Origin of the sequence: Arcobacter vandammei, from assembly GCF_016106035.1 — a bacterium.
Taxonomy (GTDB): domain Bacteria; phylum Campylobacterota; class Campylobacteria; order Campylobacterales; family Arcobacteraceae; genus Aliarcobacter; species Aliarcobacter vandammei.
Genome location: NZ_JADKPZ010000002.1, coordinates 40,567 through 67,561 on the forward strand (window position 1 = coordinate 40,567; position 26,995 = coordinate 67,561).

Annotated in this window: 23 protein-coding genes and 1 pseudogene; 6 read left to right on the forward strand and 18 right to left on the reverse strand. The window is 26.5% G+C overall.

Annotated elements, in window-relative coordinates; genetic code table 11:
* Positions 1-3 precede the first annotated feature (3 nt).
* Complete coding sequence (locus IQC44_RS01360; RefSeq protein WP_198304405.1) at positions 4-1,479, reverse strand: cache domain-containing protein; 1,476 nt, start codon at positions 1,477-1,479, stop codon at positions 4-6.
* Positions 1,480-1,541: 62 nt separating this feature from the next.
* Between IQC44_RS01360 and IQC44_RS01365 the strand changes: the two genes are divergently transcribed.
* Positions 1,542-2,231: a response regulator transcription factor gene (locus IQC44_RS01365; RefSeq protein ID WP_228286218.1), complete on the forward strand. Its 690-nt coding sequence runs from the start codon at positions 1,542-1,544 to the stop codon at positions 2,229-2,231.
* Between the two features lie 3 nt (positions 2,232-2,234).
* Here IQC44_RS01365 and IQC44_RS01370 read toward each other — a convergent pair whose 3' ends face one another.
* From IQC44_RS01370 to IQC44_RS01415, 10 genes are all read right to left on the reverse strand, one after another.
* The gene (locus IQC44_RS01370; RefSeq protein ID WP_198304407.1) at positions 2,235-3,146 is read right to left on the reverse strand and encodes an AEC family transporter; all 912 of its coding nucleotides are present in this window, start codon (positions 3,144-3,146) and stop codon (positions 2,235-2,237) included.
* A 3-nt stretch (positions 3,147-3,149) separates the two neighbouring features.
* A complete protein-coding gene (locus IQC44_RS01375) occupies positions 3,150-4,382 on the reverse strand; it encodes a glucose-6-phosphate isomerase (RefSeq protein ID WP_198304408.1) in 1,233 nt (410 codons plus the stop codon).
* On the reverse strand, positions 4,382-5,257 hold the full coding sequence (gene galU / locus IQC44_RS01380; RefSeq protein ID WP_198304409.1) for a UTP--glucose-1-phosphate uridylyltransferase GalU: 876 nt from the start codon (positions 5,255-5,257) through the stop codon (positions 4,382-4,384). The genes IQC44_RS01375 and galU overlap by 1 nt, the downstream gene beginning before the upstream one ends.
* Before the next feature lie 21 nt (positions 5,258-5,278).
* Positions 5,279-6,655 carry a phosphomannomutase/phosphoglucomutase gene (locus tag IQC44_RS01385; RefSeq protein ID WP_198304410.1) on the reverse strand — a complete coding sequence of 459 codons (1,377 nt, stop codon included), beginning with the start codon at positions 6,653-6,655 and terminating at the stop codon, positions 5,279-5,281.
* A 139-nt stretch (positions 6,656-6,794) separates the two neighbouring features.
* The gene (locus tag IQC44_RS01390) at positions 6,795-8,102 is read right to left on the reverse strand and encodes a hemolysin family protein (RefSeq protein WP_476726922.1); all 1,308 of its coding nucleotides are present in this window, start codon (positions 8,100-8,102) and stop codon (positions 6,795-6,797) included.
* Between the two features lie 103 nt (positions 8,103-8,205).
* On the reverse strand, positions 8,206-8,607 hold the full coding sequence (locus IQC44_RS01395; protein WP_198304411.1) for a heat shock protein transcriptional repressor HspR: 402 nt from the start codon (positions 8,605-8,607) through the stop codon (positions 8,206-8,208).
* 10 nt (positions 8,608-8,617) lie between these two features.
* The gene (locus IQC44_RS01400) at positions 8,618-9,484 is read right to left on the reverse strand and encodes a DnaJ C-terminal domain-containing protein (protein ID WP_198304412.1); all 867 of its coding nucleotides are present in this window, start codon (positions 9,482-9,484) and stop codon (positions 8,618-8,620) included.
* Positions 9,485-9,554: 70 nt separating this feature from the next.
* Complete coding sequence (locus IQC44_RS01405; RefSeq protein WP_198304413.1) at positions 9,555-11,054, reverse strand: PAS domain-containing sensor histidine kinase; 1,500 nt, start codon at positions 11,052-11,054, stop codon at positions 9,555-9,557.
* Positions 11,051-11,668 (reverse strand): chemotaxis protein CheX, encoded by a 618-nt coding sequence (locus IQC44_RS01410; protein ID WP_198304414.1) that lies wholly within the window; start codon positions 11,666-11,668, stop codon positions 11,051-11,053. Before IQC44_RS01410 ends, IQC44_RS01405 begins: the two co-directional genes overlap by 4 nt.
* Before the next feature lie 8 nt (positions 11,669-11,676).
* Complete coding sequence (locus IQC44_RS01415) at positions 11,677-12,039, reverse strand: response regulator (protein WP_198304415.1); 363 nt, start codon at positions 12,037-12,039, stop codon at positions 11,677-11,679.
* An 84-nt stretch (positions 12,040-12,123) separates the two neighbouring features.
* Between IQC44_RS01415 and IQC44_RS01420 the strand changes: the two genes are divergently transcribed.
* The 3 genes from IQC44_RS01420 to IQC44_RS01430 are packed head-to-tail and all read left to right on the forward strand — an operon-like array spanning position 12,124 to position 14,257.
* On the forward strand, positions 12,124-13,302 hold the full coding sequence (locus tag IQC44_RS01420; protein ID WP_198304416.1) for an FAD-dependent oxidoreductase: 1,179 nt from the start codon (positions 12,124-12,126) through the stop codon (positions 13,300-13,302).
* Positions 13,299-13,859, forward strand: a complete 561-nt coding sequence (locus tag IQC44_RS01425; RefSeq protein WP_198304417.1) for a hypothetical protein — start codon at positions 13,299-13,301, stop codon at positions 13,857-13,859. Before IQC44_RS01420 ends, IQC44_RS01425 begins: the two co-directional genes overlap by 4 nt.
* Positions 13,860-13,867: 8 nt before the next feature.
* The gene (locus tag IQC44_RS01430) at positions 13,868-14,257 is read left to right on the forward strand and encodes a hypothetical protein (RefSeq protein ID WP_198304418.1); all 390 of its coding nucleotides are present in this window, start codon (positions 13,868-13,870) and stop codon (positions 14,255-14,257) included.
* Positions 14,258-14,281: 24 nt separating this feature from the next.
* Here the strand turns inward: IQC44_RS01430 and IQC44_RS01435 are convergent, their stop codons facing one another.
* Together IQC44_RS01435 and ligA are read right to left on the reverse strand one after the other, a co-directional pair.
* A complete protein-coding gene (locus IQC44_RS01435; protein WP_198304419.1) occupies positions 14,282-16,306 on the reverse strand; it encodes a HAMP domain-containing methyl-accepting chemotaxis protein in 2,025 nt (674 codons plus the stop codon).
* A 132-nt stretch (positions 16,307-16,438) separates the two neighbouring features.
* Positions 16,439-18,385 (reverse strand): NAD-dependent DNA ligase LigA, encoded by a 1,947-nt coding sequence (gene ligA, locus IQC44_RS01440; RefSeq protein WP_198304420.1) that lies wholly within the window; start codon positions 18,383-18,385, stop codon positions 16,439-16,441.
* Positions 18,386-18,523: 138 nt separating this feature from the next.
* On the opposite strand from ligA, the gene IQC44_RS01445 reads away from it, so the two are divergent.
* Together IQC44_RS01445 and IQC44_RS11830 are read left to right on the forward strand one after the other, a co-directional pair.
* On the forward strand, positions 18,524-20,521 hold the full coding sequence (locus tag IQC44_RS01445) for a methyl-accepting chemotaxis protein (protein WP_198304421.1): 1,998 nt from the start codon (positions 18,524-18,526) through the stop codon (positions 20,519-20,521).
* A 160-nt stretch (positions 20,522-20,681) separates the two neighbouring features.
* A pseudogene (locus IQC44_RS11830) lies at positions 20,682-22,632 on the forward strand (methyl-accepting chemotaxis protein).
* 21 nt (positions 22,633-22,653) lie between these two features.
* Here IQC44_RS11830 and IQC44_RS01455 read toward each other — a convergent pair.
* The 5 genes from IQC44_RS01455 to IQC44_RS01475 form a co-directional block, all read right to left on the reverse strand.
* Positions 22,654-23,835 carry a glutathionylspermidine synthase family protein gene (locus tag IQC44_RS01455; protein WP_198304542.1) on the reverse strand — a complete coding sequence of 394 codons (1,182 nt, stop codon included), beginning with the start codon at positions 23,833-23,835 and terminating at the stop codon, positions 22,654-22,656.
* Positions 23,835-24,467: a UPF0323 family lipoprotein gene (locus tag IQC44_RS01460; protein ID WP_198304422.1), complete on the reverse strand. Its 633-nt coding sequence runs from the start codon at positions 24,465-24,467 to the stop codon at positions 23,835-23,837. Before IQC44_RS01460 ends, IQC44_RS01455 begins: the two co-directional genes overlap by 1 nt.
* Positions 24,468-24,519: 52 nt before the next feature.
* Positions 24,520-25,308: an ABC transporter ATP-binding protein gene (locus IQC44_RS01465; protein ID WP_198304423.1), complete on the reverse strand. Its 789-nt coding sequence runs from the start codon at positions 25,306-25,308 to the stop codon at positions 24,520-24,522.
* 9 nt (positions 25,309-25,317) lie between these two features.
* Complete coding sequence (gene sugE / locus IQC44_RS01470; RefSeq protein WP_198304424.1) at positions 25,318-25,635, reverse strand: quaternary ammonium compound efflux SMR transporter SugE; 318 nt, start codon at positions 25,633-25,635, stop codon at positions 25,318-25,320.
* A 151-nt stretch (positions 25,636-25,786) separates the two neighbouring features.
* Entirely contained in the window at positions 25,787-26,971 is a 1,185-nt protein-coding gene (locus IQC44_RS01475; protein WP_198304543.1) for an AAA family ATPase, read from the reverse strand.
* Positions 26,972-26,995 lie beyond the last annotated feature (24 nt).

Below are 26,995 nucleotides of genomic sequence, written 5' to 3' on the forward strand. Positions count from 1 at the left end.
AAATTAATCTTTCAAAAGTGCAATTGTAAAAATAGCACCTTCGTTTTTGTTTTCTACTTTTAGTTTACCTTTCATATTTTTTTCTACTATCATTTTTGACATATAAAGTCCAATTCCAGTCCCATTTGAATATGATTTAGTCGTAAAATAGGCATCAAATATTTTATTAATTGGCTTTATAGATATACCTTTTGCATTATCTTCTATAAATAGTGAAACTGACTCTAAAGTCTCTTTTGCATAGATTTTTATATATGGATTTTCTATCTTTTTTTCAACTAAAGCATCTTTTGCATTTGTTAAAATATTTAAAATAACTTGCTGATATTCGTTTATTATTGTTTTTATAAAGATATTTTTATCTATATTTATATCGACTTTTATATTATTTGTTTTGAGTATTGTTGAGTTTATTAGTACAACATTATTTATAAATTCATTTAGATTAAATTGTTCTTTTTCTTTATTTGTAGAAAAAAATCCTCTAAAATCATCAATAGTATTTGACATATATTCTAAAACCATATTTGCTTCTTTAGTTTTTTGCTCCATTAATGCAGAATCTAATTTTTCTGTATCAAATTTTAATTTTATTAACATCAAAATTGAAGATATTTCAGCTAAAGGTTGTCTCCATTGATGAGCTATATTTGACATCATCTCTTCTAAAGATTTGTTTAAAACTTTTAACTCTTTCTCATTTTCATTAACTTGTTGTCTATATTTTTTTAAGATTTTATAAATCTCATTTGATATTGCAATTGATATTAAAATAGCTATGGTCAAAAATAAAAGGAAAAGAATTACATTTTGGAAAATCTGATTTTTTATTTCATATTTTTGTTCAGTTTTTCTAAGATTTAACTCATTTTCTATATCATCTGTATATACACCAACAGCAATAATCCAATTATATTTAGGATAGAGTTTAAAATATGATAACTTATATATAAAATCCTTTGAATCTGGTTTTTTATATGAATAAGAGGTGTAAGACTCTCCATATTTTTTAATATTTTCTAAAAACTCTTCTCTAAACTTTATACCATTCATATCAACTTCATTTGTAGAAATAAATTGACCAATTAAATCAGGTCTATTTGGGTTTACCAACATTTTTGCAAAATTATCTCCACCTTCAAAATTTACAACTTCATAAACAAAAATATAGTTACTCTTATTTTGTTCAAAGGTAAGATTACTCAAAAGTTCAATAGCATATTTTTTTTGGTCCTCTTTATTTAATAAAGAATTTGAAAAAATATAATCCAAAATATCACTAACCATAGTTACTTTCATTTTTAAAATATCTTTTTTCTCTTGATAATACTCATTTTCATAAGCTTTTGTATTTTTATCAAAGTTATCGTGAGTATTTTTTAAATAAAAAAATGATATTGCTAAAATCATAGTTGTCATAATTGTTAAAAAGCTTATCATAATAGTTTTTAGTAGATTTTTTTCAATGTTGTAGTTCAAAATATCCTCATTTAATAAAGCTTTGTTATAATAACACATCTTTACTAATGGATTTTTATAATATGAACAAATTTGACAAGCTAAATAACTATACTGTTTTATATATTGAAGATGATTTAGGAATACAAAATAATATAAAAGAGATACTAGAATACTATTTTAGAAAAGTTTTTTTATCTTCAAATATAAAAAATGCAGAAAAATTATATTTAGAAAATAGACCAGATTTGATAATAACTGATATAAAATTAGAAAATGAGACAGGAATTGAATTTATAAAAAAAATTAGACAAAATGATAAAAATACAAGAGTTATTATAACTTCAGCATATACAAATACAGATTATTTACTAAGTGCGACAGAGTTATTTTTACTTAGATATATAGTAAAACCAATTACACAAGATAAGTTAAATGAGGCTTTTGAGCTATTTTTAGACTCTTATAAAAATGATGATATTTATTATTTAACAAAAAATTCATATTTTGATATAAATAGATCTATTGTAAAAATAGATGAAGTTGATTTTGTCTTAACAAAAAAAGAGTCAATGTTTTTGAAGTTATTATTATCATCAAGAAATAGGGTAGTAAGTTATGAAGAGATTCAAAATTATATTTGCGATGATGATTCAAATATGTCTCAAAATGCTTTGAGATTATTTATAAAGAACTTGAGAAAAAAACTACCAGATAATTTTTTAACAAATATGCAAGGAGTTGGCTACTATTGTAGTATAGAGCCAAAATAGAACTTATATAAAATAATTTACAAATAAAATTAGAAATATAGAAGCAATAATTGTTTGTACGGTAATTATATTTGTAATTAAAGATAAATCACCATTTAATTGTCTTGCTAGTATAAAAGCACTTGGAGCTGTTGGCATAATTGCAAATAAAACCAAAACAGAAGCCATTAAATCGTTTAATCCAAAATATTTTGCAAAAATATAGATAAAAATAGGTAACACGATAAATTTGGCAAACATAGTAATAGTTAAATCTTTTTTTGCATTTGTAAGTTCTTTTAAAACTAAAGTATATCCAATAGATATAAGCCCTAAAGGAAGAGCTGCATTTGCTAAAATTTTTAAAAGATTTTCTATACTAATAGGCATTGAAAAATTAGATAAATTTAATAAAGCTCCAATAAAACAAGAGATTATTAAAGGGTTAGATATTATTGATTTAAAAAGATAATAAAAGCTTATTTTTTGATTATTTGAGTAAAAAGCAAAAATAGATATACAAAAGATATTTAAAAGTGGAATTGCAAAACTAATAATAATTGCTGCATAAATTAGTCCATTTTCACCAAAAATAGAACCACTTAATGCCAAAAATACATAGGTATTAAATCTTATACCACCTTGAACTATAGAGGTAAATGAACTATTTGTAGTTGGACTTATTTTGTTAAAAATTACTAAAACAAGTAGGGTTAAAAATATAGCAATAGAAGAAACTACTATTAAATCTATACTATTTATATCTATTTTTGCTTTTGAAAGTGTAAATATAAGAAGAGATGGCATTAAAACATAATATGTTAGTTTATCAGCCATTGGCCAAAATTCGTGTGATGGGAAACTTATTTTTTTAAATAAGTATCCAATCACAATAAGTGAAAAAATAGGAATTAAACTTGTAAATATATGTTCCATATCTTAGTTTTTACTTTTTAACATCTCTTTTAAAATAATCTTTCCACCCTCAACACCTGGTTGGTCATAAGTATTTATTCTTAAGAATTTTCCAACAATTGAAGTTAAAAGTTCATAGTAAAATAGAAGTTTACCAATCTCGAATTCACTTATCTCTTCAATTTCTATTAAATCTATTGGAATATCTTTTTTATACTCTTTAACTGAAGCAATAGTAGCATCTGCTTGAAGATTTATAAGCTCTTTGAAATCTAAACCATTTATATAATCAAGCTCTTCAAGGCTATTTAAAGATATAGGAGAAATTTTTGTATCATCTTTAAAATCTTTTATTTTTATAAATGTTACAGTTTTATCTCTTTTTCCTTCAACTATTAGCTGTAAAAATGAGTGTTGATCAACTGGACCTAAAAGCCCAATTGGAGTTAAACCTTGATTTGTATTGTTTGCATCTATTTTACCAAGGCTTTCTCCCCAAAGTTGAATATACCACTTATTAAAGCCTTCAAGAAGTTGAGAATAAGAGAAAATTGCATTTATATTATAAACATCTTTATACTCATAATATGTTCTTGCTTTTTTCAAAAGTTGATTATATAGCTCATTTTGTTCAAAAAATGAAGTAGATATTTTTCTAGCACCTTTTAAAAGCTCATCTATATCAAAACCAGCCAAATATAGCGGTACTAAGCCTACATTTGATAAAACAGAGAATCTTCCACCTACATTTTTTGGTATTTCAAAAGTTGAAATATCATTTGCTTTTGCAAAAGAGTTTAATTTACTATCATCTTCAGTAATTACTAAAAGATTCTCTTTAGTCATTTTTACAAGAGAGCTTAAATATTTAAAAATAGAGATAGTCTCAATAGTTGTACCAGATTTTGAAATTACTATAAAAAGAGTATCTTCTAAATTTAATTGAGCTATTGTTCCATTTAAATTTATTGGGTCTGTACTTTCAAAGAAGAAAAGCTCTTTTTTTAGAGTTTTATTTCTTTGTTTATTATATTTTAAGAAGTTGTATATTGCATAAGTACCTAAAGTACTTCCACCAATTCCAATAATAGCTATTTGCTTTTGTTTAAAATCAAGATTATCGAGTCTTGATTTTATGTTAGAAGTATCACTATATGGTAAAGTGTAGTATCCAATATCTTCTCTCTCTTTTTTTATTTCACTAAAAATATCTTCATCGCTTAAAGATACAAAAGGGTAATAAAGATTATTTTTCATTATTTTTTACCGTTCTCTTTTTTCTCTTTTTTTTCATCTTTGATTGATTTATCATAAAAGTGATTTGTAGCTTTTACAAATCCATCAATACTTCCACAATCAAATCTTTGACCTTTAAATTTATATGCTAAAACCATACCTTTTTTTGCTTGAGTTAAAAGTGCATCAGTAATTTGAATCTCTCCACCTTTTCCTGGTTTTGTCTCTTTAATAATATCAAAAATATCTGGAGTTAAAATATATCTTCCAATAATTGCTAAGTTTGATGGTGCAACCTCAGGCTCTGGTTTTTCAACCATATCTTTTACCATAAAAATACCTGGTTCAATCTCATTTCCAGCAATTACTCCATATTTATTTGTATCTTCTTTTGGAATCTCTTCAATTGCAACAATTGAACAGTGATATTTTTTATAAAGTTCAACCATTTGAGATAAAACTCCATCTTTGTCTGCATCACATAAATCATCTGCAAGAAGTACAGCAAAAGGTTGGTTTCCTATTAAGTTTTCACCACATAAAATAGCATGACCTAAACCTTTCATCTCTATTTGTCTTGTATATGAGAAAGTACATTTTGTAATAACACTTCTAATTTCTGTTAAATAGTGTTCTTTACTTGTACCTTTTATTTGATGCTCAAGTTCATAAGATATATCAAAGTGATCTTCAATAGCTCTTTTTCCCCTTCCAGTTACTATTGCCATATTCTCAATTCCAGCAGCCAAAGCCTCTTCAACTCCATATTGAATAAGTGGTTTTGTTAAAACAGGTAGCATCTCTTTTGGTGTTGCTTTTGTTGCAGGTAAAAATCTTGTTCCATATCCAGCAGCTGGAAATAGACATTTTTTAATTGGATTAATTTCTGTACTCATTTTATTTTTCCTTTTTTTATATTATTTTTTTGTTATTTCATTAAAAAGTTTAATTAGTGCATCTTCATAAACTTTTGCATTCTCTTTTGTATCTGCTTCAAATCTAGTTACTAGTTTTGGAGTTGTATTACTAGCACGAACTAATCCCCAACCTTTTTCAAAGATAACTCTAACACCATCAACAGTTATAATATCTTTGATTTTTGGAAAATCTTTTGAAGGATTTTGTAAAGCCTCTTTTAAATCTTCTATGATTTTAAACTTTGTATCTTCAGTTACAGTTATGTTTATTTCAGGAGTTGAGTAAACTTGAGGTAAAGCTTCGTAAGCTTTGTCAAAATCAAAACCAGCATCAATTAACTCTAAAGCTCTAAATGTTGCATATATAGCATCATCATATCCAAAATATCTATCATTAAAGAATAGATGTCCAGAAACTTCAGCAGCAAATGAGGCATTTTCTTCTTTGATTTTTACTTTTAGATTTGAATGACCTGTTTTATACATAATAGCTTTACCATAAGAGTTTATCGTATCGTACATAACTTGCGAACATTTAACTTCACCAATAACAGTTGGATTTTTGATATGTTTAGAGAAGAATATTGCTAAAATATCGCCTTTGAAGTTATATTTTGGAGAAAGTAGGGCAATTCTATCTGCATCTCCATCATAAGCAAAACCAAAAGCAAATTTTCCACTATCTAGCTCTTTTTTAATATCTTCTAAAGTGTGTTCATCACTTGGATCTGGATGATGATTTGGGAAATTTCCATCTGGAGTTTCAAATAAAATTTTATGTTTAATATTTAATCTATCAAGAATCTCTCTTAAAACAACTCCAGCAACTCCATTTCCACAATCAAATACAAACTCTTTATTAGTTAATTTTAAGTGAGAGAAATGATTTACAATATAATCTACATATTGCTCTTTACAGTTTATAGATGTTGCTTCAAAATTATCTTCTATTTTTGAGCTATCAGCTAAAATTTCACGCCCTAGAGCATAAATATCTTCCCCAAAAAATGGATCTTTATTTAAAGTGATTTTAAAACCATTGTACTCTGGTGGATTATGACTTCCTGTAATCATCACAGAACCATCACACTTAAGACTATTGAACTCTGTGAAGTTTGCAAAATAATTTGCAGGAGTTGGAACAAGTCCCATATCTAAAACTTTTAATCCAGCTTTGTTTATTCCAGAACTTAACCAATTTTTTAAAGTTGGTGAGTGAAGTCTTGCATCATAACCAACAGCCATATATACAGCATTTGGAACTCTTTTTAATAAAGCCTTTGCTAAATAAAAACCAATCTTTTTTACAATATCTTCGTTTAACTCTTTTTCAAAAATTCCTCTAATATCGTACTCTCTAAATATAGATGCACTCATTTATATGTTACTCCTAAGTATAAATAAAAATTGTGTAATATTATCTAAAAATTGTTGAATAATCGTAGTTTATTGCTAGGTTTTATATTTTTATGATAGTTTTTATATAGTGCTTGAGAGTTAAATAAAAAAAGTAGAGTTAATCTACTTTTTTATTACATAAAATCTTTTTGATACGATTATTTCCAACTTCTAATATTTTGTAGTTGCAATCTATATCTTCTATTGTTTCACCTACAGTTGGAAGTCTTCCAAGTAAGTTTAAAATTCTTCCACCAATAGTTACTGATGTCTCATTTTTATCAAAGCTTATTTCAAATAGTTCTTCAACTTTTTCAATTGTTACCATTCCATCTAGCTCATAGTTATTTTCATCAATTTTTTTGATAGTTTCTTGTTTTGGATCGTGTTCATCTGTTGTTTCACCAATAATCTCTTCAAGAATATCATCCATAGTAATAAGCCCAGAAGTTCCACCATATTCATCCACAACTAAAGCTAAGTGGATTCTATTTTTGTTCATTCTTGTTAAAATATTTGAAATAGATGTATTTTCTGGAACCATAATAATAGGTCTTACATATTTTGAAATATCAATAGTTTTTCCATCTAAGGCATCATTTAATAAATCTCTAGTATGAATCATACCTGTAATATTATCTTTTCCCCCGTGACAATATGGGTATCTTGTATGTCTTGTTGAAGATATTTTTTTTATATTTTCTTCAAGAGTTTTTTCAGAATTTATACATACCATATCTTTTCTTGGAGTCATAACTTCTTTTGCAACTGTTTCAGAAAAATCAACTGCATTTTTAATTATTTCACTCTCAATTGAGTCAATATGTCCACCTTTAAAACTCTCATTTACTATAATTCTAAGCTCTTCTTCTGAGTGTGAAAGTTCATGCTCTGTTGCTGGTTTTACACCAAGTACCCTTAAAACAGAAGCAGCCATAATATCAAAAAATTTAATAAGAGGATAAAAAACTACCCAAAAGATATATAAAGGTTTTGCTATATATAAAACCATAACTTCAGCTTTTGCAATAGCAATAGATTTTGGTACAATTTCTCCAAAAACCACATGCAAAAATGTAACAATAGAGAAGGCAATTACAAAACTAACTGTATGTAAAAGAACAGGATTATTTGCAAGAAAAGAGACATTTGACTCTATAAGTTTTGCAAGTGCTGGTTCACCAATCCATCCTAAAGCTAAAGAAGAGAAAGTAATTCCTAGTTGAGTAGCACTTAAATAAGTATCAAGAGAGTTTGACATTTTTAAAGCCAAAGAGGCACTTTTTTTGCCTTGTTTTACAAATTCTTCAAGCTTAGTTTTTCTAACCTTTACTATTGCAAATTCTGAGAGAACGAAAAAACCATTTAAAAACACTAATAATAGTGCAACTAATAACATCAAAATGGACTGTATATCGGGATCCAAATATTTTCCTTTAAATTTAAATTTATTTTAGATTAGAAATATAAGAAATATTGACTTAATTTCTGCTTTTGATAATTTTATATCGATAAAAGTGATTACAAGTTTATTTTATTTTCTTATTTATATTTTTTTCAATAACGACCATTTCAAACGAGCTTTTTTGGATAACTAAAGCTTTTTCATTTGGAACAACAGATAAACTTGAACTCTTTACTGTTTTATTTTTTAGCTCTAGTAAACTATTCTCCAACTCTTCTATTTTATTATTTAATTGTAAAATAATATCAACTCCAGCTAGATTTACCCCTAATTCTCTTGTAAGAGTTAAAACATATTTTATATGATTAATATCTTTTTGGGAATATAGTCTTATTTTTCCATTTGTACGACTAGGTTTTATTAAACCTTCTCTTTCATACTGTCTTAAGGTTTGTGGATGAATATTTAAAATCTCAGCAACTGCTGAGATTAAAAATACAGGCTCTACATAACTATTTTTTTCCATCTCTTATCCTTTAATCTTGTAGCTCTTTTTCTAAAAGAGCTACAAGTTCTGGGCTTAAGTCTTCAACTTTTGGTAAAATAATATTTGCACTTAAATATAAATCGCCTTTAATTTTTGTTTTTCTATTTAAAACTCCAAGTTCTTTTACTCTAAATTTTTGATTTTGTTTTGTATTTTGTGGAACTTTAAGAGTTATATCTTTGTGAATTGTTTTTATCTCAACTTTTCCACCAAAAAGTGCTGTTTTCAAAGGTAAATCAAAAGATTTTGTAAGAGTATCCCCATCTCTTTTATATTCAGAGCTAGAAGATATATTTATTTTTAAAATTAAATCTCCTCTTTGACCTTGATATGATTTTCCTTTCCCTTTTGCTCTTATTCTTTGTCCATCTTCTATTCCTTCAGGAATTTTTACATCAAAAGAGTCGTTTGATAAGGAGATATTTTGTTTACCTCCTAAAACAGCTACATCAAAAGGAATAGTAACTTGTGCATTTGTATCTAAATCTGGTTCATCAAAACCAAATCCTCCACCAAAACCACCTTGTCTAAAGCCACCACCAAAACCAGCAGCTCCACCACCAAACATCTGTCTTAAAATTTCATCTAAATCAACTCCACCACCTTGGCTTCTTGCAAAATCACTAAAATTTTGTCCACCAAACATAGAATCACCATATTGGTCATATTGTTGTTTTTTTGTAGCATCACTTAAAACTTCATAGGCTGCATTTATCTCTTTAAATTTATCTTCTGCCTTTGGGTCTTTATTTACATCAGGGTGATATTTTCTTGCTAGTTTTCTATAAGCTTTTTTAATTTCGTCAGCACTTGCATTTTCGCTAACTTCTAGTGTTTCATATAAACTTTTTGCCATTTTTTTAAATCCTATTTATAAAATATTTAAAATTTACAAATAGGATTATAGCACAAACCTTGAGTCAAAGTCAATCAAGGTTTAAAGGAAGTGTTATTATAAATTTTGCTCCAAAGTATTGTATACCATTATGTTTAAAGTGTGAATTTTCTGCAAGAATTTCACCTTTCATACTAATTGTTATAATTTGTCTTGTCATATAAAGTCCCAATCCAGTCCCTTGGTATTGGTGTTTTGTTGTAAAATATGGTTCAAAAATTTTATTTATAATATCTGTTTTTATTCCTAAAGCATTATCAATAATTGTAATTTGAACTCTATTATTTATAACTTTAGCTCTTATTTTTATAATTCTTAACTCATTTTCATCTATATTTTGAATTAAGGCATCTTTTGAGTTATTTAAGATATTTATTAAAGCTTGAGAAAACTCATTTGCTACTCCATAAATAGATATATTTTCATCTACATCAATAAAAATATCTATATTGTATTTTCTAAAGAAGCTATTTATTAATAAAATATTGCTCTCGATGTTATCCTTTAGACAAAATAGGGCTTTATCTTTATTTTGTTTGAAAAAGTCATTAAAAGTATCAATTGTATTTGATAAATGCTCTGTTGTTTTTAAGATTAAATTTAAAGAGTTATCTAAATCATCTTTTTCTAATTGTCCCAAATCTTTTTTCAGATTTAAATTTGAAGCTGCAATTGATATTATATTTAAAGGTTGTCTCCATTGGTGTGCAATATTTCCTATCATTTCTCCCATTGCTGCTAGTTTTGATTGTTCTGCTAGTAAAGACTCTTTTCTTTTTAACTCTTCAATATCAACTATTGTTAAAATTTTAAAAATTTGGTCATTGATTGGAGTATATTTTATATTTATAATTGCCTCAAATTTACTATTGTCTTCTCTAATAATAGTTGTCTCAATTGGCTTATTATCTATTTTATTTGATATTTCTTTATCTTTAATAATAGAATCAAATTTCTTCCCAATTAACTCATTTCTACTCTTTTTATGAAATAAATCTATGGCAATTTTGTTGCAATTTATGATTTTTTCATCTTTAAATAAAATAATAGCTTCCATTGTTGTATCAAAAATAAGGCTCATCTCCTCATTTTTTTCTATTAATTCATCTTTTGCATTTTGAAGTTTATGATTTATTTCACAAAGCATAGTTACATCATAAACATATAAAATAACTAAGCCATTTTCAATATCCAAAGGAGTAATAGTAATACTTTGTCTCATACTATCAAAAACTTTATCTGCTATTTTTGATAATTCAATATTAAGTAGAAAATTATTTGTTTGAGGAGTATAAAATGTTGGTGAATTTAGTTTTAATGCAGTTATTATTTTTCTATTTAATCTCTTCTCATCTATATTTGAATAGAAATCTGCAAGTTTTTTACCAATAATTTGTGAAGCTTGAATTCCTGTTCTAATTTCAAGCCATCTATTCCAAAATTCAACTTCTAAATTCTTATTTAAAAGTATAATTCCATTGTCTACAGTGCTACAAATAGCATCAAATTTACTTAAAGATATATTGCTCAAAGTTCATCCAAAATTTTATTTAATTTCTCTTTTACATATAAAATAGAGTTATCTGTTGTTAATATAAAAAGTTCACCATTTATATTTAAATCAACAAACTCTAATTTTGTAGAGATTATTATTACTTTTTGATATTGGCTTATAAAAATATTATTTAATTCATCTATTGATTTAATAATTTTTATAGTTGGTGCAGAAAATGATACACTAGCTTCTATATCTTCTGCTAATTTACTAATTGTTGAAGATGATAAGATATTTGTTATTTCTAAAGTTATATCAGAAATCTCATCATCATCTATCTCAGAAGGTGTTAAACCAAATTTTTTTGCCATATTTGTAGCAGAATTTTTATCTATTACAAACATATTCTCACCACTTAAAGCACCATTTATTTGCTGTAAAGCAACCAAATGTTCTTCATTTAAATTCAACTCTTTTGATAAGTAAGGTTTTAAATTATCAGCATCTATTATTTGAATTTTAGGAATACTAAGTTTTGCAAAAGCATCTAAAATCTCTGTAATTGCAGCTGTTGCACTTCCATAAGCCATATTCATAAGCTCTTGTAGGCAATCTTTTTCATCTTCTGTTAATTCTATTTTTTGACTCATTTTTTTCTTTATGCTATTATTTTGTTTATAATTTGTTGGATTTTTACTGAATCTATTGGTTTTTTAATAAAGTTCAATGCACCTAATTCTAAGGCTCTTTCAATAGCTTGTTTTTGAATATCTGCTGAAACAACAACAATATTTGCACCACTTTCAAACTCTTTTATCTGTTTTAGAGCTTCAAAACCATCCATTATGGGCATAGTTAAATCCATAAAAACAAGCTTTGGACTATGTAATTTATATAAATCAACAGCTTCTTGACCATTTGTTGCTTCAAAAATCTCATATTCAATGTTTAGACTATCTTCCAATGTCTTTAAGACCATTTTTCTTGCCATTCTTGAATCATCTGTAACCAAAATTTTCATTTTCAGACCTTATTAAAATATAATTATTATTTTATCAAGATTTTTTTAAGAATAACTTTTATTTAATAATAATATACTAAGCTTATGAAAAAATATGATTTTATAATAATTGGTGCAGGAATTTCTGGCTGTTCTTTGGCTTATTTTTTAAGTTCTTACTCAAAAAGTGTATTATTAATAGATAAAAATTCAAACTTAGCTTTTGGAGCAAGTGGAGCAGCAGGTGCTTTTTTATCTCCACTTTTAGGGCTTGAAAATAAATTTAAAACTTTAGTAACACAATCTTTGAAGTTTTCAATAGATTTCTATAAAAATAATTTTCCAAATTTAATAACAAATTGTGGAACAATAAGAGTTCCAAAAAATAATATTGATGAAGATAAATTTCAAAGTTATATTCCATATATGGATTTTAATTTTGAAAAAAAAGAGTCTGGATATTTTTTTCCTATTGGAAGTACTGTAAATCCTTTTGAAATTTGTAGTGCTTTAGCAAAAGATGTTGAAAAACTTTTTGATTATGAAGTTTTTAATATTGAACAAGAAAATGATGTTTGGAAAATAAATAACGATTTTTTAGCATCAAAACTTTTTTTATGTACAGGTGCAAATATAGATTTAGTAAAAGAAGAGTATTTTGATATAAGAGCTGTTTGGGGACAAAAAATAGATATATTAAGCTCTATAAAAATAGAAGTAAACTATCATAAAGAGTGTTCAATATCCAAAAGTATTGAAGAAAATGGCAAAAATAAAATATCAATTGGAGCAACTCATAATAGATTTTTAGAAGATATGAGCGATACCTCATATAATGTAAAACTAAAAAATATTAATCTTCTATCACACAATGATAAAACAAAAAAAATAATAGCTGAAGATATAAAAAAATTATTAAATAAAGCAAATGATATAAAAAAACTCGAAGATGTTAAAATTATAGATATAAAGATTGGTGCAAGAGCTTCAAGTATAGATTATTTTCCTATGGTTGGAAGTTTGGTTGATAGTGAAAAAAGTTTTTTAAAATATCCTCATATAAAAAATGGAACTCATATAAAAAATGAAAATTTGGAATTAATTCAAAATTTATATACACTAAATGGAGTTGGTGGAAGAGCTTTTGTTTTAGCTCCATTTTTAGCAAATACTTTAGTTGAATTTATAATAAATAATAAAAAAATGCCAGAAGAAATAGAGAATTTTAGACTATTTTCAAGATGGGCAAAGAAATTAAATAATAAAAATAAAGGTGAAAATTGAAAAATATTTTAAAAATAGTTTTTTTAGGTGTAGTTGCTTTCTCTTTTTTGGTTTATCTTACAATTCCAAAAGATAAAAGTGAAAATATAAAAAATATTGAACAAAAAGTTGAAAATATTCCCAAAAACTTTGAAATTATTGGTAAAAATATAAAAAAAGATAACTTTTTTACAAAAGATAATTATATTGTTTTATTAAACCACGACTCTTTGGTGGTTTTTAAAGATTTATATAAAAAAACTAATAAAAATATTGTTTTAGTTGCAAATATTTCAAATACTCCTTGGCTTATAAAAAATATAGCAGTTGAAGGTGAATTAGAAAAAATGTATAAAGATTCAGAAATTGCCTTAATTAGTGACTCAAATGGAGATTTTAGAAGATTTTTTGGCAAAAATGAAGATTCTATGAATAGTTATATTGTTTATAAAGTTCTTGAAAATAATCAAATAAAAGAGATATATAAAGGAAATGTTAAAAAAGGTGCTTTACAAGAAGGAATTTTAGCTGAAGATATAGATAAAAGTTTAGAAGAATTTTTGACAAATTTAAGATGAAAAAGCTTTTGAAAATTTCAATAAATAAAGATATTTTTGAAAAAATATTATCAAAAAATATATCTACTTTAGAAAAAGTTTCTTCATCTTTTTGGAAAAAAGAGCTTTTAGAAATAAAAATTGTAGATGATAAAATAGTATATAAACCTTACAAATTTGAAAAAATAGTTTTAACAAATGGTTTAGGCGAAGATAAACCACAACTTATTATTGAGTTAAAAAATATTGAATACCTTGAAAATAGGGGAGTTTTTATATTTTATTTTGGAAATATTTTGGAGCAAAAAAATATTTTAAACCTTGAAGATGAAAAAGATATATTAATTAAAAAGCTTTTGGATGAGAAAAAAGAGCTTAGAAAAATATTAGATGAATTAAAAAAATCTCAAAAATTCTAGCTCTATAAAAATAAGAGGAAAGTTTTAAAAACTTTCCCACTCATCATTTGAACTACTATCTTTTATAATAGCTGTTTCTGATTTTGTCGTATTATTTGACAATTTTGGAGTACTTTTTATCTTAGTTTGATTTGAAACTTGACTTATATTTACATGTGTTTGATGTGATTGTATAGCTTTTGCACTAACTTCATTTTTTCCATTAAACTCTTTTTTATTTGCATCTTCAACTATTAATTTCGCGATTTTATCTGAAGTTATTGCTATATCATTTGTTTGTGTTGATATTGCAGCATTTTGTTGTGTTTGTTGATCTAACTGATTTACTGCATCATTTATTTGTTCGATTCCAGATAATTGTTCTTTACTTGACATTTCCACATCCGAAATTAAATTTATCGTTGAGTTTATTGAATCATTTAGACTTTTATATCCTTGAATCATCTCATTTGCAATATCTTTACCTTCATTTGCTTTTTTTGTAGCTTCTTCAACTATAGATTTAATCTCTTTTGCTGCTTCTGCACTTCTACTTGCTAGGTTTCTTACTTCCTGAGCAACAACAGCAAATCCTTTTCCAGCTTCTCCAGCAGTTGCAGCTTCAACAGCAGCATTTAAAGATAAAATATTTGTTTGGAATGCTATTTGATCAATCACTGAAATAGCTTCATTTACAAGATTTACTTTATTATTTATTTCATCCATTGCTAAAGTTGTTTTATTAGCAAGTTTCTCTCCATCTGCTGATGCTTTTGTAATTTCGCTTGAATATTTAGCCATTTTTGCAATATTTTCTGTATTGTTTCTAATATTGCTTGTTATCTCTTCAAGTGCTGCTGCTGTCTCTTCTAAAGAAGCTGCTGCTTCATTTGAACTTAAATTTAGTTTATCAACATTTGCAAGAAGTAGGCTAGAACTTTGTTCTAATGTTAATCCATTTGATTTATTTTGTACTAGCATACTAGTTATTGAATCACCAAGTGTATTAACCCCATTTGCAAGCTTTAATAAATGTTCTTTTAAACCTTTTTGATCTATTTTATTTAGATAGTTATAATTTGAATATTGTTCTAAAACTTTTAAAATATTATCTATATTCGTTTCTAAAACACTTCCCATATTGTTTATAACTCTTTTTAATTCTACTAAAGCAGGATTTTCAATATCTAAATTTAATCTTTGACATAAATCTCCTTGCTCAAATTCTCCTAAAACAGCAATAGTTTCATTTATTAATTTTCTATCTTCTTCAATACCTTTTTGAGTTCTTAAAATATTTTGATTTACAACTTTTGCCATTTCTCCAAATTCATCTTTTGAAGAGTCTTCTAAAAGTTTAGAGTCATTTGATTCTCTATTTAAATAAGCAAAGAATCCTAATAGACCATTTTTAAAATTTGTTATTTTGCTTGTCATATCTGAAATTATTAAAAAAGATATAAATATCAATAATATGAAAGCTATTATAACAGTAATAATAGTTTGAATTACAGTACTATCATAATCTTTAGTTGCTTGATTGTTTATTTCTGCGGCAGCTTTTAATTGATGTTCCATTAATTGTGCAATATTATTAGAAACAGGTTCTATTGTTTCATATAAACTGTTTATAACTATTGAAGTGATTTTTTCTGAATCTTTATTTGTACATGCCTGTTGTATAGCATCTGTAGTATTGTTTGCTGTAGAAAGAATATTTTTTATATTTTCTACTATTATTTTTTCTTTTTCATCCAGGTTTGTGGCTAAATATTCATTCCAATTTTTATTAATAATGTCTTTAGCTTCAGAAATATTTGTAACACATTTCTCAAAAGAGATTTTATTATTTCTCAATTTTACAGCTGTATCGACAACATTAACAGCATATGCTTCAGAAATATTTTTTAATTCTACTAAAGGTAGTACTCTATCATTGTAAACTCTTTTTAAACCTTCATTTGTTTTTTCTAACTTAGATATGCTAGTAATACCTAAGAATAGTACTATAACTAGTGAAACAAAAGATAAAACAATTAGTTTTGCTCTAATTTTTAAGTTTTTAATCATCTTTACTCCTCGTAAATGAAACAGATTTTAAAATTTAAAATCTTATTTTTGATGGTTGTAAATTATATTACTCCTATTGATTCTATTTTTCAGCAGAATAATATATTATTTATACTTAAAAAAATTACTTATTTATAATTTTGAATGCATCTCATCTTCAGTTAAAATTGCAACTCCAAGCTCTAAAGCTTTATCATATTTACTTCCAGCATCTTCTCCATATATTACAAAATCTGTTTTCTTTGATACACTAGAAGATACTTTTGCTCCAAGATTTTCTAAAAATAATTTTATTTCATTTCTAGGCTTACTCATAGAGCCAGTTATTACCACTGTTTTATTTTTAAATGGATTATCTTTTGCTTCTTCTTTTATAGTAACTTTTGGACTTAAAATATCAAAAAGTTTTAAAACTATATTTTTATTTACTCTCATAAATTCTAAAAATGAATTTGCCATTTGTTCACCAATACCATCAATACTAGTTAAATCTTCAAAAGTTATTTCAACTAAGTTTAGTCCAAATTTATTACATATAGCTTTTGATGCAACTTCACCAATATGCTCAATTCCCAAAGATGCAAGAACTCTATAAAGTTCACTTTGTTTTGAGTTTTCTATTGCATTTAAAAGATTATTTATTTTTTTCTCTTTAAACCCTTCTAAATCTTCTAAATCTTCGTACTTTAAAGAGTATAAATCCAAAATATCGTAGATTTTTTTCTTGTTTACAAGAAGTTCAACAATTTTTTCACCTAAACCATCAATATTTAAGCAAGGTTTACTTGCAAAATAGATTATTGAGTTTACAACTCTTGATGGACAATCCAAATTTTGGCACTTTATCATAATATCTTCTATTAGAAGTTCACTTTTACAATCAGGGCAAAGAGTTGGTTTTTCTATATTTTTTTCATCTCCATCTCTTCTATCTTTTAAAACTTTTGTTATTTTTGGAATTACATCTCCACTTCGTATAATTATAATCTCATCATTTATTTTTAAATCAAGTCTTTCTATCTCATCAAAATTGTGCAAAGTTGCTCTTTCAACCATAGCACCTTCTATTTCAACAGCTTCAACCATTGCAACAGGAGTTACAACTCCAGTCCTTCCAACTTGTAAAATAATATCTTTTAATTTTGTAGTTTTTTCTAGTGCTGGAAACTTATATGCACACGACCACCGTGGGAATTTTTGAGTAAATCCTAAGGCTTCTTGAGTTGCTATATCATCAACTTTTATAACCATTCCATCAAGTAGCATTGTAAAATTATCTCTTGTTTCTATCATTTTTTTATAAAGTTTTTCAATATCATCTGTAGTTTTTGCAATAGTTTGCATAGGAGTTCTAGCAAATCCAAGAGAAAATATATAGTCCATCATCTGGCTTGTTGTTTTGAAATTTAAAGAGTTTTGCCCAACTCCCCAAACACTAAAAAATAGCTTTCTACTTGCAGTTATTTTTGAATCAAGTTGTCTTAAACTTCCAGCACTTGCATTTCTAGGGTTTGCAAAAGTGGACTCACCATTTTTTAATCTCTCTTCATTTATTTTTAAAAAATCATCTTTTTTTATAACAACTTCACCTCTTATTTCAATCAAAGATTTTTCAGAAATTTTTAGTGGAATTGAGTGAATTGTTAGGGCATTATGTGTTACATCTTCGCCTATTTGTCCATCTCCTCGTGTAATTGCTTGTTTTAAAATACCATTTTCATAAATAAGATTTAAACTAGCTCCATCAAATTTTGGTTGAATAAAATAATTTTCTACAAAACCCTCTTTAGATGCTCTTTTCATCCAATCTTCAAGCTCATTTGTATTAAAAATATCCTCTTGACTCCACATACGACTTAGGTGATTTGCTTTTTTAAAACTATCAAGCACATACCCACCAACACGATGATTTGGACTATTTGGATGAGTTAAATTTGGATTTTCTTTTTCAAACTCTAAGCAAATTCTTGCAAGTTTATCATACTCTTCATCACTTGCAAGTGGTTCATCATCTACATAATATGCTTTTGCCCAAATAATTAATTTTTCTATATTTTTTTCATAATCTTGTTTTGTCATATTTTTATCTTTTATTAAAATTTGTGAAATATTGTATCATTTTAAAATATAGGATTAAATAAACAAAGAAAAACTTATACTATAACTATTTAATTATGTTATTTTAAAAAATTATTAAATTCTTAAAGGAGAGTAGGAATGGGTAGTATAAACTTTACTATTGCAAAAAAGATGTTTTTATTTGCTGTTGTTGTATTTGTTACAATTCTTGTAACAGTTATATTGAAATTTAATTCTGTAAATGAAGCAGAGAAGAATTTTAATATTTTTAAGGATAGAGCAGTTGCTGGAAAATTCTATGTTTTAGAGGTAGAAAAAGAGTTAAATTTTATAGCTAGAAACTCAAGAGATATTATGCTTGGGAATGCCTATGAAAATAATATAAAAAACTTAGAAAAAAGTAAGGCTAATATTATTAAATCATTTGATGGTTTACTAAGTACAGCTAAAAACGAAGCAGAAAAAGAGGGAATTATAAAAGTTAAGCAAGTTGTTCTTGATTTTGCAGATGATGGATATATTAAGATGAAATCTATGGAAAATATAGAAAGAACTCCTGAAGTTTTAGCAAAAATGTATCAAGCTTATAAAAAAGATGCTACTCCACTAGCAAATAAAAGTAGAGAAAATTTCTCTAAACTAATAAAAGAAAAAGAGGATGATTATAATCTACAAGCAGAAGTTTATCATCAGCAAATGGAGGATTTAAAAACTATTATTATAGTAGAGAGCCTTCTTATTTTGATAATAGTTATTTTATCTTTAACTTTACTGTCTAAAAATATTATTTCATCTTTAAATAAGTTTAAAGTAGGGCTTACATCATTTTTTGATTTTATGAATAATCATAACTCTAAAGTTGAACATATTAAGCTTAATACTAGTGATGAATTTGGGATGATGGCAAAAATGGTAAATGAAAATATAGAGAAAGTTGAAAGCTCTATTTTAGAAGATAAAAAGCTACTAGATGATGTTTTTGTGGTTGTTGAGAGAGTAAAACATGGATATTATAGTCAATTAATAAAAGAAGAGAGTTCAGATGAAGTTTTAACTACTTTAAAAAATAGTATAAATGATATGATAAGTTCTACAAAACAAAATTTTGTTAGTGTAAATAATATCTTAGAAGAGTATGTAAAATACAACTATAGAGAAGAGTTAAAATTAGAAAATATCGAGAAAAATGGTGTTTTTGAAGAGTTGATAAATAATATTAATCAACTTAGAAGTGCAATAAGTGAGATGTTAAAAACAGATAAATTAAATGGTCTTATTTTAGATAACTCTTCTAGTAAATTGCTAGAAAATGTTGATAAATTAAATAGTAGTTCAAATGATGCAGCATCAAGGTTGGAAGAGACAGCTGCAGCTTTAGAAGAGGTAACAAGTAGTATTTCAAACTCTAATGCTAAAATAAATGAGATGTCAAAAATATCATCAAATGTTACAAGTAGTGCAAAACAAGGTGAAGAATTAGCAAATAAAACTACACAAGCTATGGATGATATAAATACTCAAGTAAATTTGGTAAATGAAGCTATAAGTGTAATTGATAATATAGCTTTTCAAACAAATATTCTTTCATTGAATGCTGCAGTTGAAGCAGCAACAGCTGGAGAAGCTGGAAAAGGATTTGCTGTTGTTGCAGGAGAAGTAAGAAATCTTGCAAGTAGAAGTGCTGAAGCTGCAAAAGAGATAAAAGATATAGTTGAAAAAGCTACACAAAAAGCAAATGAAGGAAAAAATATTGCAAATGAGATGATAGATGGGTATAAAGGTTTAAATAGCTCTATTTCTCAAACAATAGAGTTAATAAAAGATATAACAATATCTTCTAAAGAGCAAGAAAAAGGTGTTCAACAAATAAATGATGCAATAAGTTCTTTAGATAAACAAACTCAGCAAAATGCTTCAATCGCAAGTATAGCAAATGAGATAGCTTTTGATACTTCTTCTATGGCAAAAAAAATATTAGAAAATGCAAACAATAAAGAGTTTATAGGAAAAAATAGTGTTGAACAAGAGTTTAATCAACAAGCAAATAGTAATAAAAAAACACCCTTAGTTCAAAAAGAGCCAAAAACTACACAAAGTATTAGTGATAAAAATGATAGTGAGTGGGAGAGCTTTTAAGCTCTTTTGCTACTAAATCATTTATTCTCTAATTCTTCTTATATTTTTGTTATTTTTTATACTTTGTACAAAAAATTTACATAAAATATTTAACATTTAATCTAAATTTATTTTTATAATTGCTAATATTCGGTATTTTAACAAAAAGGACGCAAAAAATATGTTAAATAATTTCAACACAAGGACAAAGTTATTTCTTTTTCCTATTTTATTTGTAATTATTATTATAGTTTCAGGTTCTGTATATAAATATTTTACAGATTATGCTACACAAAGAGGAAATATTGTAACTCACACAAGAGAGTTTATACAAAATGTTTTAGAGGGTAGAATTGCCGTTTACCAATTTTTAAGAGATTCAAATGAGAATACAAAACAGAATGTTATCTCTAAATTTTCATCACTAAATGAAGAGGTTGCTTTATTAAAGCCAAAATTAGCAAGTCAAAAAAACAAAGAGTATATTGATGAAATTTTGTTGTTTTCAAAAGATTATATGAATAGTTTTGAAATAGTAGCAAAAGAAAGAATTGAAGATACAAAAAATGGTATTCAAATTGAGTCTGATTCTATGAAACAAAAAGTTATTGATATGGCACAAATTGGATTAAAACTTGAAAATAAAATTTTAGATATAAATAAAAGTGCCATATTTTTAAGAGATGAAGCAAATGACACATTAAATAGAGATTTAATCATTGTTGTTGTTATTTCTGTTATTGTTTTTATACTGTTTTCAATTTTAATTTCAAACAATATTGTAAACTCTCTTGAGAGATTTAAAAATGGTTTCTTATCATTTTTTGCTTATTTAAATAGAGAACAAAGTAGTGTAAAAACTCTTGATGATAGTGCAAAAGATGAGTTTGGTGAGATGTCAAAAATTGTAAATACAAATATCTTAAAAACTCAAAAAGGGATAGAAGAAGATAGAGCTATAATTGATGAAACAATCTCTGTTTTAGGAGAGTTTGAACAAGGAGCTATGCAAAAAAGAATTACACTTAATGTTTCAAATGAATCTTTAATGCAATTAAAATCTGTTCTTAATAATATGGGAGATATTTTAGAATCAAATATCAATAATATACTAAAAGTTTTGGAAGAGTATGCATCTTATAATTATACAAATAGTGTAAATGCAACTGGATTAAAAGAGCATCTTTTAAGACTTGCAAATAGTGTAAATTATCTTGGAAGTTCTACAACAAATATGTTGATAGAAAATAAATCAAGTGGATTAACTTTACAAAATAGTTCACAAATTCTTTTGGAAAATGTTGATAAATTAAACCTAAGTTCAAATGAAGCAGCAGCTTCTTTAGAAGAGACAGCAGCAGCTCTTGAAGAGATAACAAGTAATATTAGAAATAATACTGAAAGCATATCTCAAATGTCAAAATTATCATCAGGTGTTACAGATTCAGTAAATCATGGACAAGAGTTGGCAAATCAAACAACTATTGCTATGGATGAAATAAATGTTCAAGTAAACCTAGTAAATGAAGCAATTTCAGTTATTGACCAAATAGCATTCCAAACAAATATTTTAAGTCTAAATGCAGCAGTTGAAGCAGCAACAGCTGGAGAAGCAGGAAAAGGATTTGCTGTTGTTGCTCAGGAAGTAAGAAATCTAGCAAGTAGAAGTGCAGAAGCTGCAAAAGAGATTAAAAACATTGTAGAACAAGCGACTATAAAAGCAAATGAAGGTAAAAATATTGCTTCAACTATGATAGAAGGGTATAAAGAGCTAAATTCAAATATATCAAAAACTATGAATTTAATTTCTGATATTCAAAATGCTAGTAAAGAGCAACTTTTAGGAATTGAGCAAATAAATGATGCTGTAAATCAGCTAGACCAACAAACTCAACAAAATGCAATGGTGGCAACACAATCACATGATATTGCTCTAAGTACAGATGAAATAGCAAAATTAATAGTTGAAGACGCAGATAAAAAAAGAGTTTAATGGTAAAAATGATGTAAAAGCAAAATCTATATCAAACTCAAACTCTAATATAAAAAAAGAGATAAAAGTAAAACAAGAACCAGTAAAAGTAAGTAAAATTAAAGATTCTTCAAGCAATGATGAATGGGAGAGTTTTTAATTAAAGTAAGAGTTTAAACTCTTACTTTATTATATGCCCTACAAATTTAGACATATTATTTAAGATTTTTCCACCTCTTCTAAAACCCAAAGCACAAGCTTCATAAGCATAAAAAACTCCAGCTTGATAGTAATTTCCTTTTTCATCTTGTGGAAACTCTACAAACTCTTGATATATAGCTTTATGCCCTTCATAATCTCCAGAAGTCTCTGTATCTATTGAACCATCAGCATTTACTATTTTTGTATTAGCTCCTTCTCTTCCAAAAGCTCTTTTTTCTACATATTTTTTACCTTTTAAAGGCTCAAAAGATGTTTCAAGTAAAAGTGGGTGATTTGGATACAGATCCCATAAAATCTTCATAAATGCCTTTGATTGGAAGATTAAAGTATAAGCAGGATTAAAAATAATTGCTTTTTTCTCTTTTATAATTTCACTTAAAAGTAGGGCAAGTTCACCTTCTTCAATAGCTATATCTTCCCAAGGAATAAGTTTAAACCAAAACTCAAATAACTCATCATCTTTAAAAATTCCATCATCACTAAATTGTACATTTTCAATAAATTCAAAATCAGTATTAAACCCAGCTTCACTAGCGATGTGTTGTAGAAGTTTTGTAGTATTTATATCTTCCGAAGAGCTAGAAATACTTGAAAATAGGATTTTCCAACCAAGCTTAGAGTAGTACTCTTCAAATTTTTCTAAATCACTATCAAGAGTAATTATTCTTTTAAAATTATCTTTTAAAGCTTCATAAAGATTATTAAATTGGCTCTCTTCATCAAGACCATTTTTCTTTAGCATTGCCCATTGAATAATAGCTGTTTCAAAAAGTGAAGTTGGAGTATCTGCATTAAACTCAATTAATTTTATAGGTTTTCCATCTATTCCACCAGCTAAATCAAATCTTGAATATAAGTGCCAATGAACATCATTTTCCCATGACTCTTTTATAACTTCGACTAGATTAAAAGGTATATTTAAATCGTGAAAAAGCTCATTGTCAATCACATATTGTCCAGCTTGTGCGAACATATCATAAAGCTCATTTGTAGCTTCATAAAAAGCTTCAGCTTCAGCTTCAGAAATTACAACTAATTCATCTGCAATATATGAACTATCATCGCTATCTGTATGCCAAACAAAGCCAATGCTTTCTAAGTATTCATTTGTTAATGGGTTAATTTTTTCTAATATCAAAATCATCCTCCTGTTGAACTAGATGTATTTGATGAACCAGCAGTTGAAGATTTATTTCCAAAGAAACCACTTTGTTTTCCTGCCGAACCTGAACCTGTACTTCCTGCTGGTTTATTAAACGAGCTTTGAGATTTACTATAAGTTTGTGGAGATTTATATTGAGCTGCTTTTTGATTTTGGAAATTTTGGTTATTAAATAGTTTATTTCCAAGCCAAGAACCAATCATTGCCCCTGCAATTGAAGATAGTAAAACTCCACCAAGTCCCATTCCACCATCACTTAACTGTGGATTTGTAAGACCTGATGTTCCTGCATCAATTTTTGCTTCTTCTTCTTTAACCAATTTATCAATCTCTTCTTGAGATAAAATTCTTTCAGTTCCATCTGGACTTCTTAAAACAATTGTAGTTTTACTTGCTGGAAACTCATCTGCAATTGTATATTTTCCGCTACTATCTTGCTCAATTACTACAAATGCACCTTGTTGTTGTGCTGCACTTGAAATAGAACCACTTGATTGGTTTTGTTGTTGATTATTATCATTACACCCAACAAGACCTAGTACTAAAACAGCACCTAAGCCCCCGACCATTGAGTAATCTGAAATCTTTTTTATATAATTTCTTTTTTTCAATTTTATTCCTTTAGCTTAAATAACTTAGATTATACCCTTAAAAATATCAAAATTAACTAATAGATTCAATAAAGTATCTATCGTTATTCTCTTTTATTTTAAGTTTTGTATCAAAAATTTCACTTAAATTTTCACTTGTTAAAATATCCTCTTTTTTACCAATCTTAAAAATCGTGTTATTGTGTATTAAGGCTATGTTCTTTATTTCAGAAAAAATCTCTTCAAGATGATGAGTTACTAAAATAATTGTTGAATTAAGAGAGAGTTTTTTTAACATCTTTATAAAATTTATTTGTGCCTTTATATCAAGCCCAACAGTTGGTTCATCTAAAACAAAAGCTTTTGGATCGTGGATTAAAGCCCTTCCTACTATACATTTTCGCAACTGCCCTGTACTCATAGATGCTACTTTTTTATCTTTTAAATCCAAAATCTCCAAAAACTTCATAACTTCAAGAGCTTTTTCTACTTGCTCTTTTGTGAAATCTTGATGAGTAAAAATTCCAATAGAGCTATAATGTCCACTTAAAACAACTTCAAAACCAGTTAAATATCCTCCTTCTTTTTCAAAATAGTTATGTAAATCATTTGTAATAACTCCTAACTCTTTTCTTAAGTCAAAGATTGAATATCTACTTTTTCCAAAAATCTCTTTTTTAAACTCTTTTGTATGTCGTGGGTGTATCTGAGATTGAATTAATTTCATCAAAGTTGATTTTCCACTTCCATTTGCACCCAAAATAGCAAAATGCTCTTTCTCTTTTATTTTTAAATTGATGTCATGTAAAATAATATTTTCATCATAACCAACATCAATATTTTCAAAATCAATTATATACATATTTTTCCTCTAATTTGTAGTAAGTTTCAAGCCTATTATTCCTAAAATAATAAAGGCAATACTTATAAATCTTATTAAATTTATAGGTTCGTTAAATAAAATAATTCCAGCAATTACAATTCCAACACTTCCAATACCAACCCAAACAGCATAAGCAGTACCCATAGGAAGAGATTTTAGAGCTAAACTTAAAAAATAAAAACTAATAATCATAGTAACAATAGTAAAAATAGTAGGTACTATTTTAGTAAAACCATCACTATATTTTAAGCCAATAGCCCAACAAACTTCGAATATACCAGCTATGAATAAAAATCCCCAAGCCATAAAAAACCTTTTTCTGAAATTTGAGGCCGTCCTCTGTGAAAGCAAAAATTGGGTCGTCCCAATTTGTTCTTATAAAAAGAATAAATATTCTAACAAATAGAAATATAAATAAGGCTAAAATTAGTTTAGTAATCTTAATATATAGCTATTTCTAATACAAAAACCCAAAAAGCCAAAGTGGGATTTTATTTGCAAATCCAACCTCAATATCATCGCTTATTACAAAAGAGTTTTCAATATCTTTGATTTGAGCAAAGCTTTTACTTTTGCCACCAATTTCAACTATATATTTCTCATTTATTAAAAAATCACCATTTTTTACATAAAATAAAGAGCAATTATAAGATAGTTGTGAAGCAAAGAATGTCTCTCTAATAGTTCCTAAATCACTATTTAATGTAAGCGAATTTAGAAGATTTGTATTTGAAATATAGAGTTTATCTGGCATTCTAAGAGCTTTAAATCGTTTTCCCTCAAAAACAATATGTCTTAAAAGCTCTGCTTTGTGCAGGTATTCTATGTAGTTGTATAAAGTTGCTTTTGAAACACCAACAGTTTTACTCAAACTTTCAATACTTAATTCCAGTGGTTTTGAAATAGATATTGCATAAATTAATTTTTTTAACATCTCAATATTTGAGGCATTTACACTATAAAGTAGGGCAACATCTGAATAAAGAATAGTATTTATATTATCTGTTATTTTTTGAATATAGCTATCTTTTGAAGCAAAATAAAAAGGGTATGCACCAAACTCTAAATAGTCATTATATAGTTTTAAAATTTTATTCTCTTCTAATTTTTCTAAAATTTCTTGAGATATATTTTCGTGATTTTCTAAAATATCTTCAAGTAAATAGCTATTTAAAGGTATATCTAGCTTTAATTCACAAAACTCTTTAAGTGAAAGAATAGGGAGTTTAAACATAGCATTTGTAATCTTTACAGCACTTGAGCCTGAAAAAATTATTTTAATATCTAAAAAGTCATAAATAGATTTTAACTCTTGTTCAAAGTTTTTTGCTTCGTGAACTTCATCTATTATTACACATTTTCCACCAAAACTGTAAAAATAGTTTATAAACTCAAAAAGACTAAGCTCGGCAAATAGTGGATGGTCGCAAGATATATAGATAGTTTCTGAAGTTTTAAATTCTAGCTCTTTTAAAACTTGTAGCATTAAAGTTGTTTTTCCAACACCTCTGCTTCCGTAAATTCCAATGATTTTATCGCTAGAATTTTTTATTTTATCAAATAAAAATCTTTTATAATTTGGAAGTTTTAATCTTAGCTTTTGATTTGAGATATTTTTTAAAACTTCAAGTGTATCTTTTATTTTTTTTGCCTTTTTAGTATTATA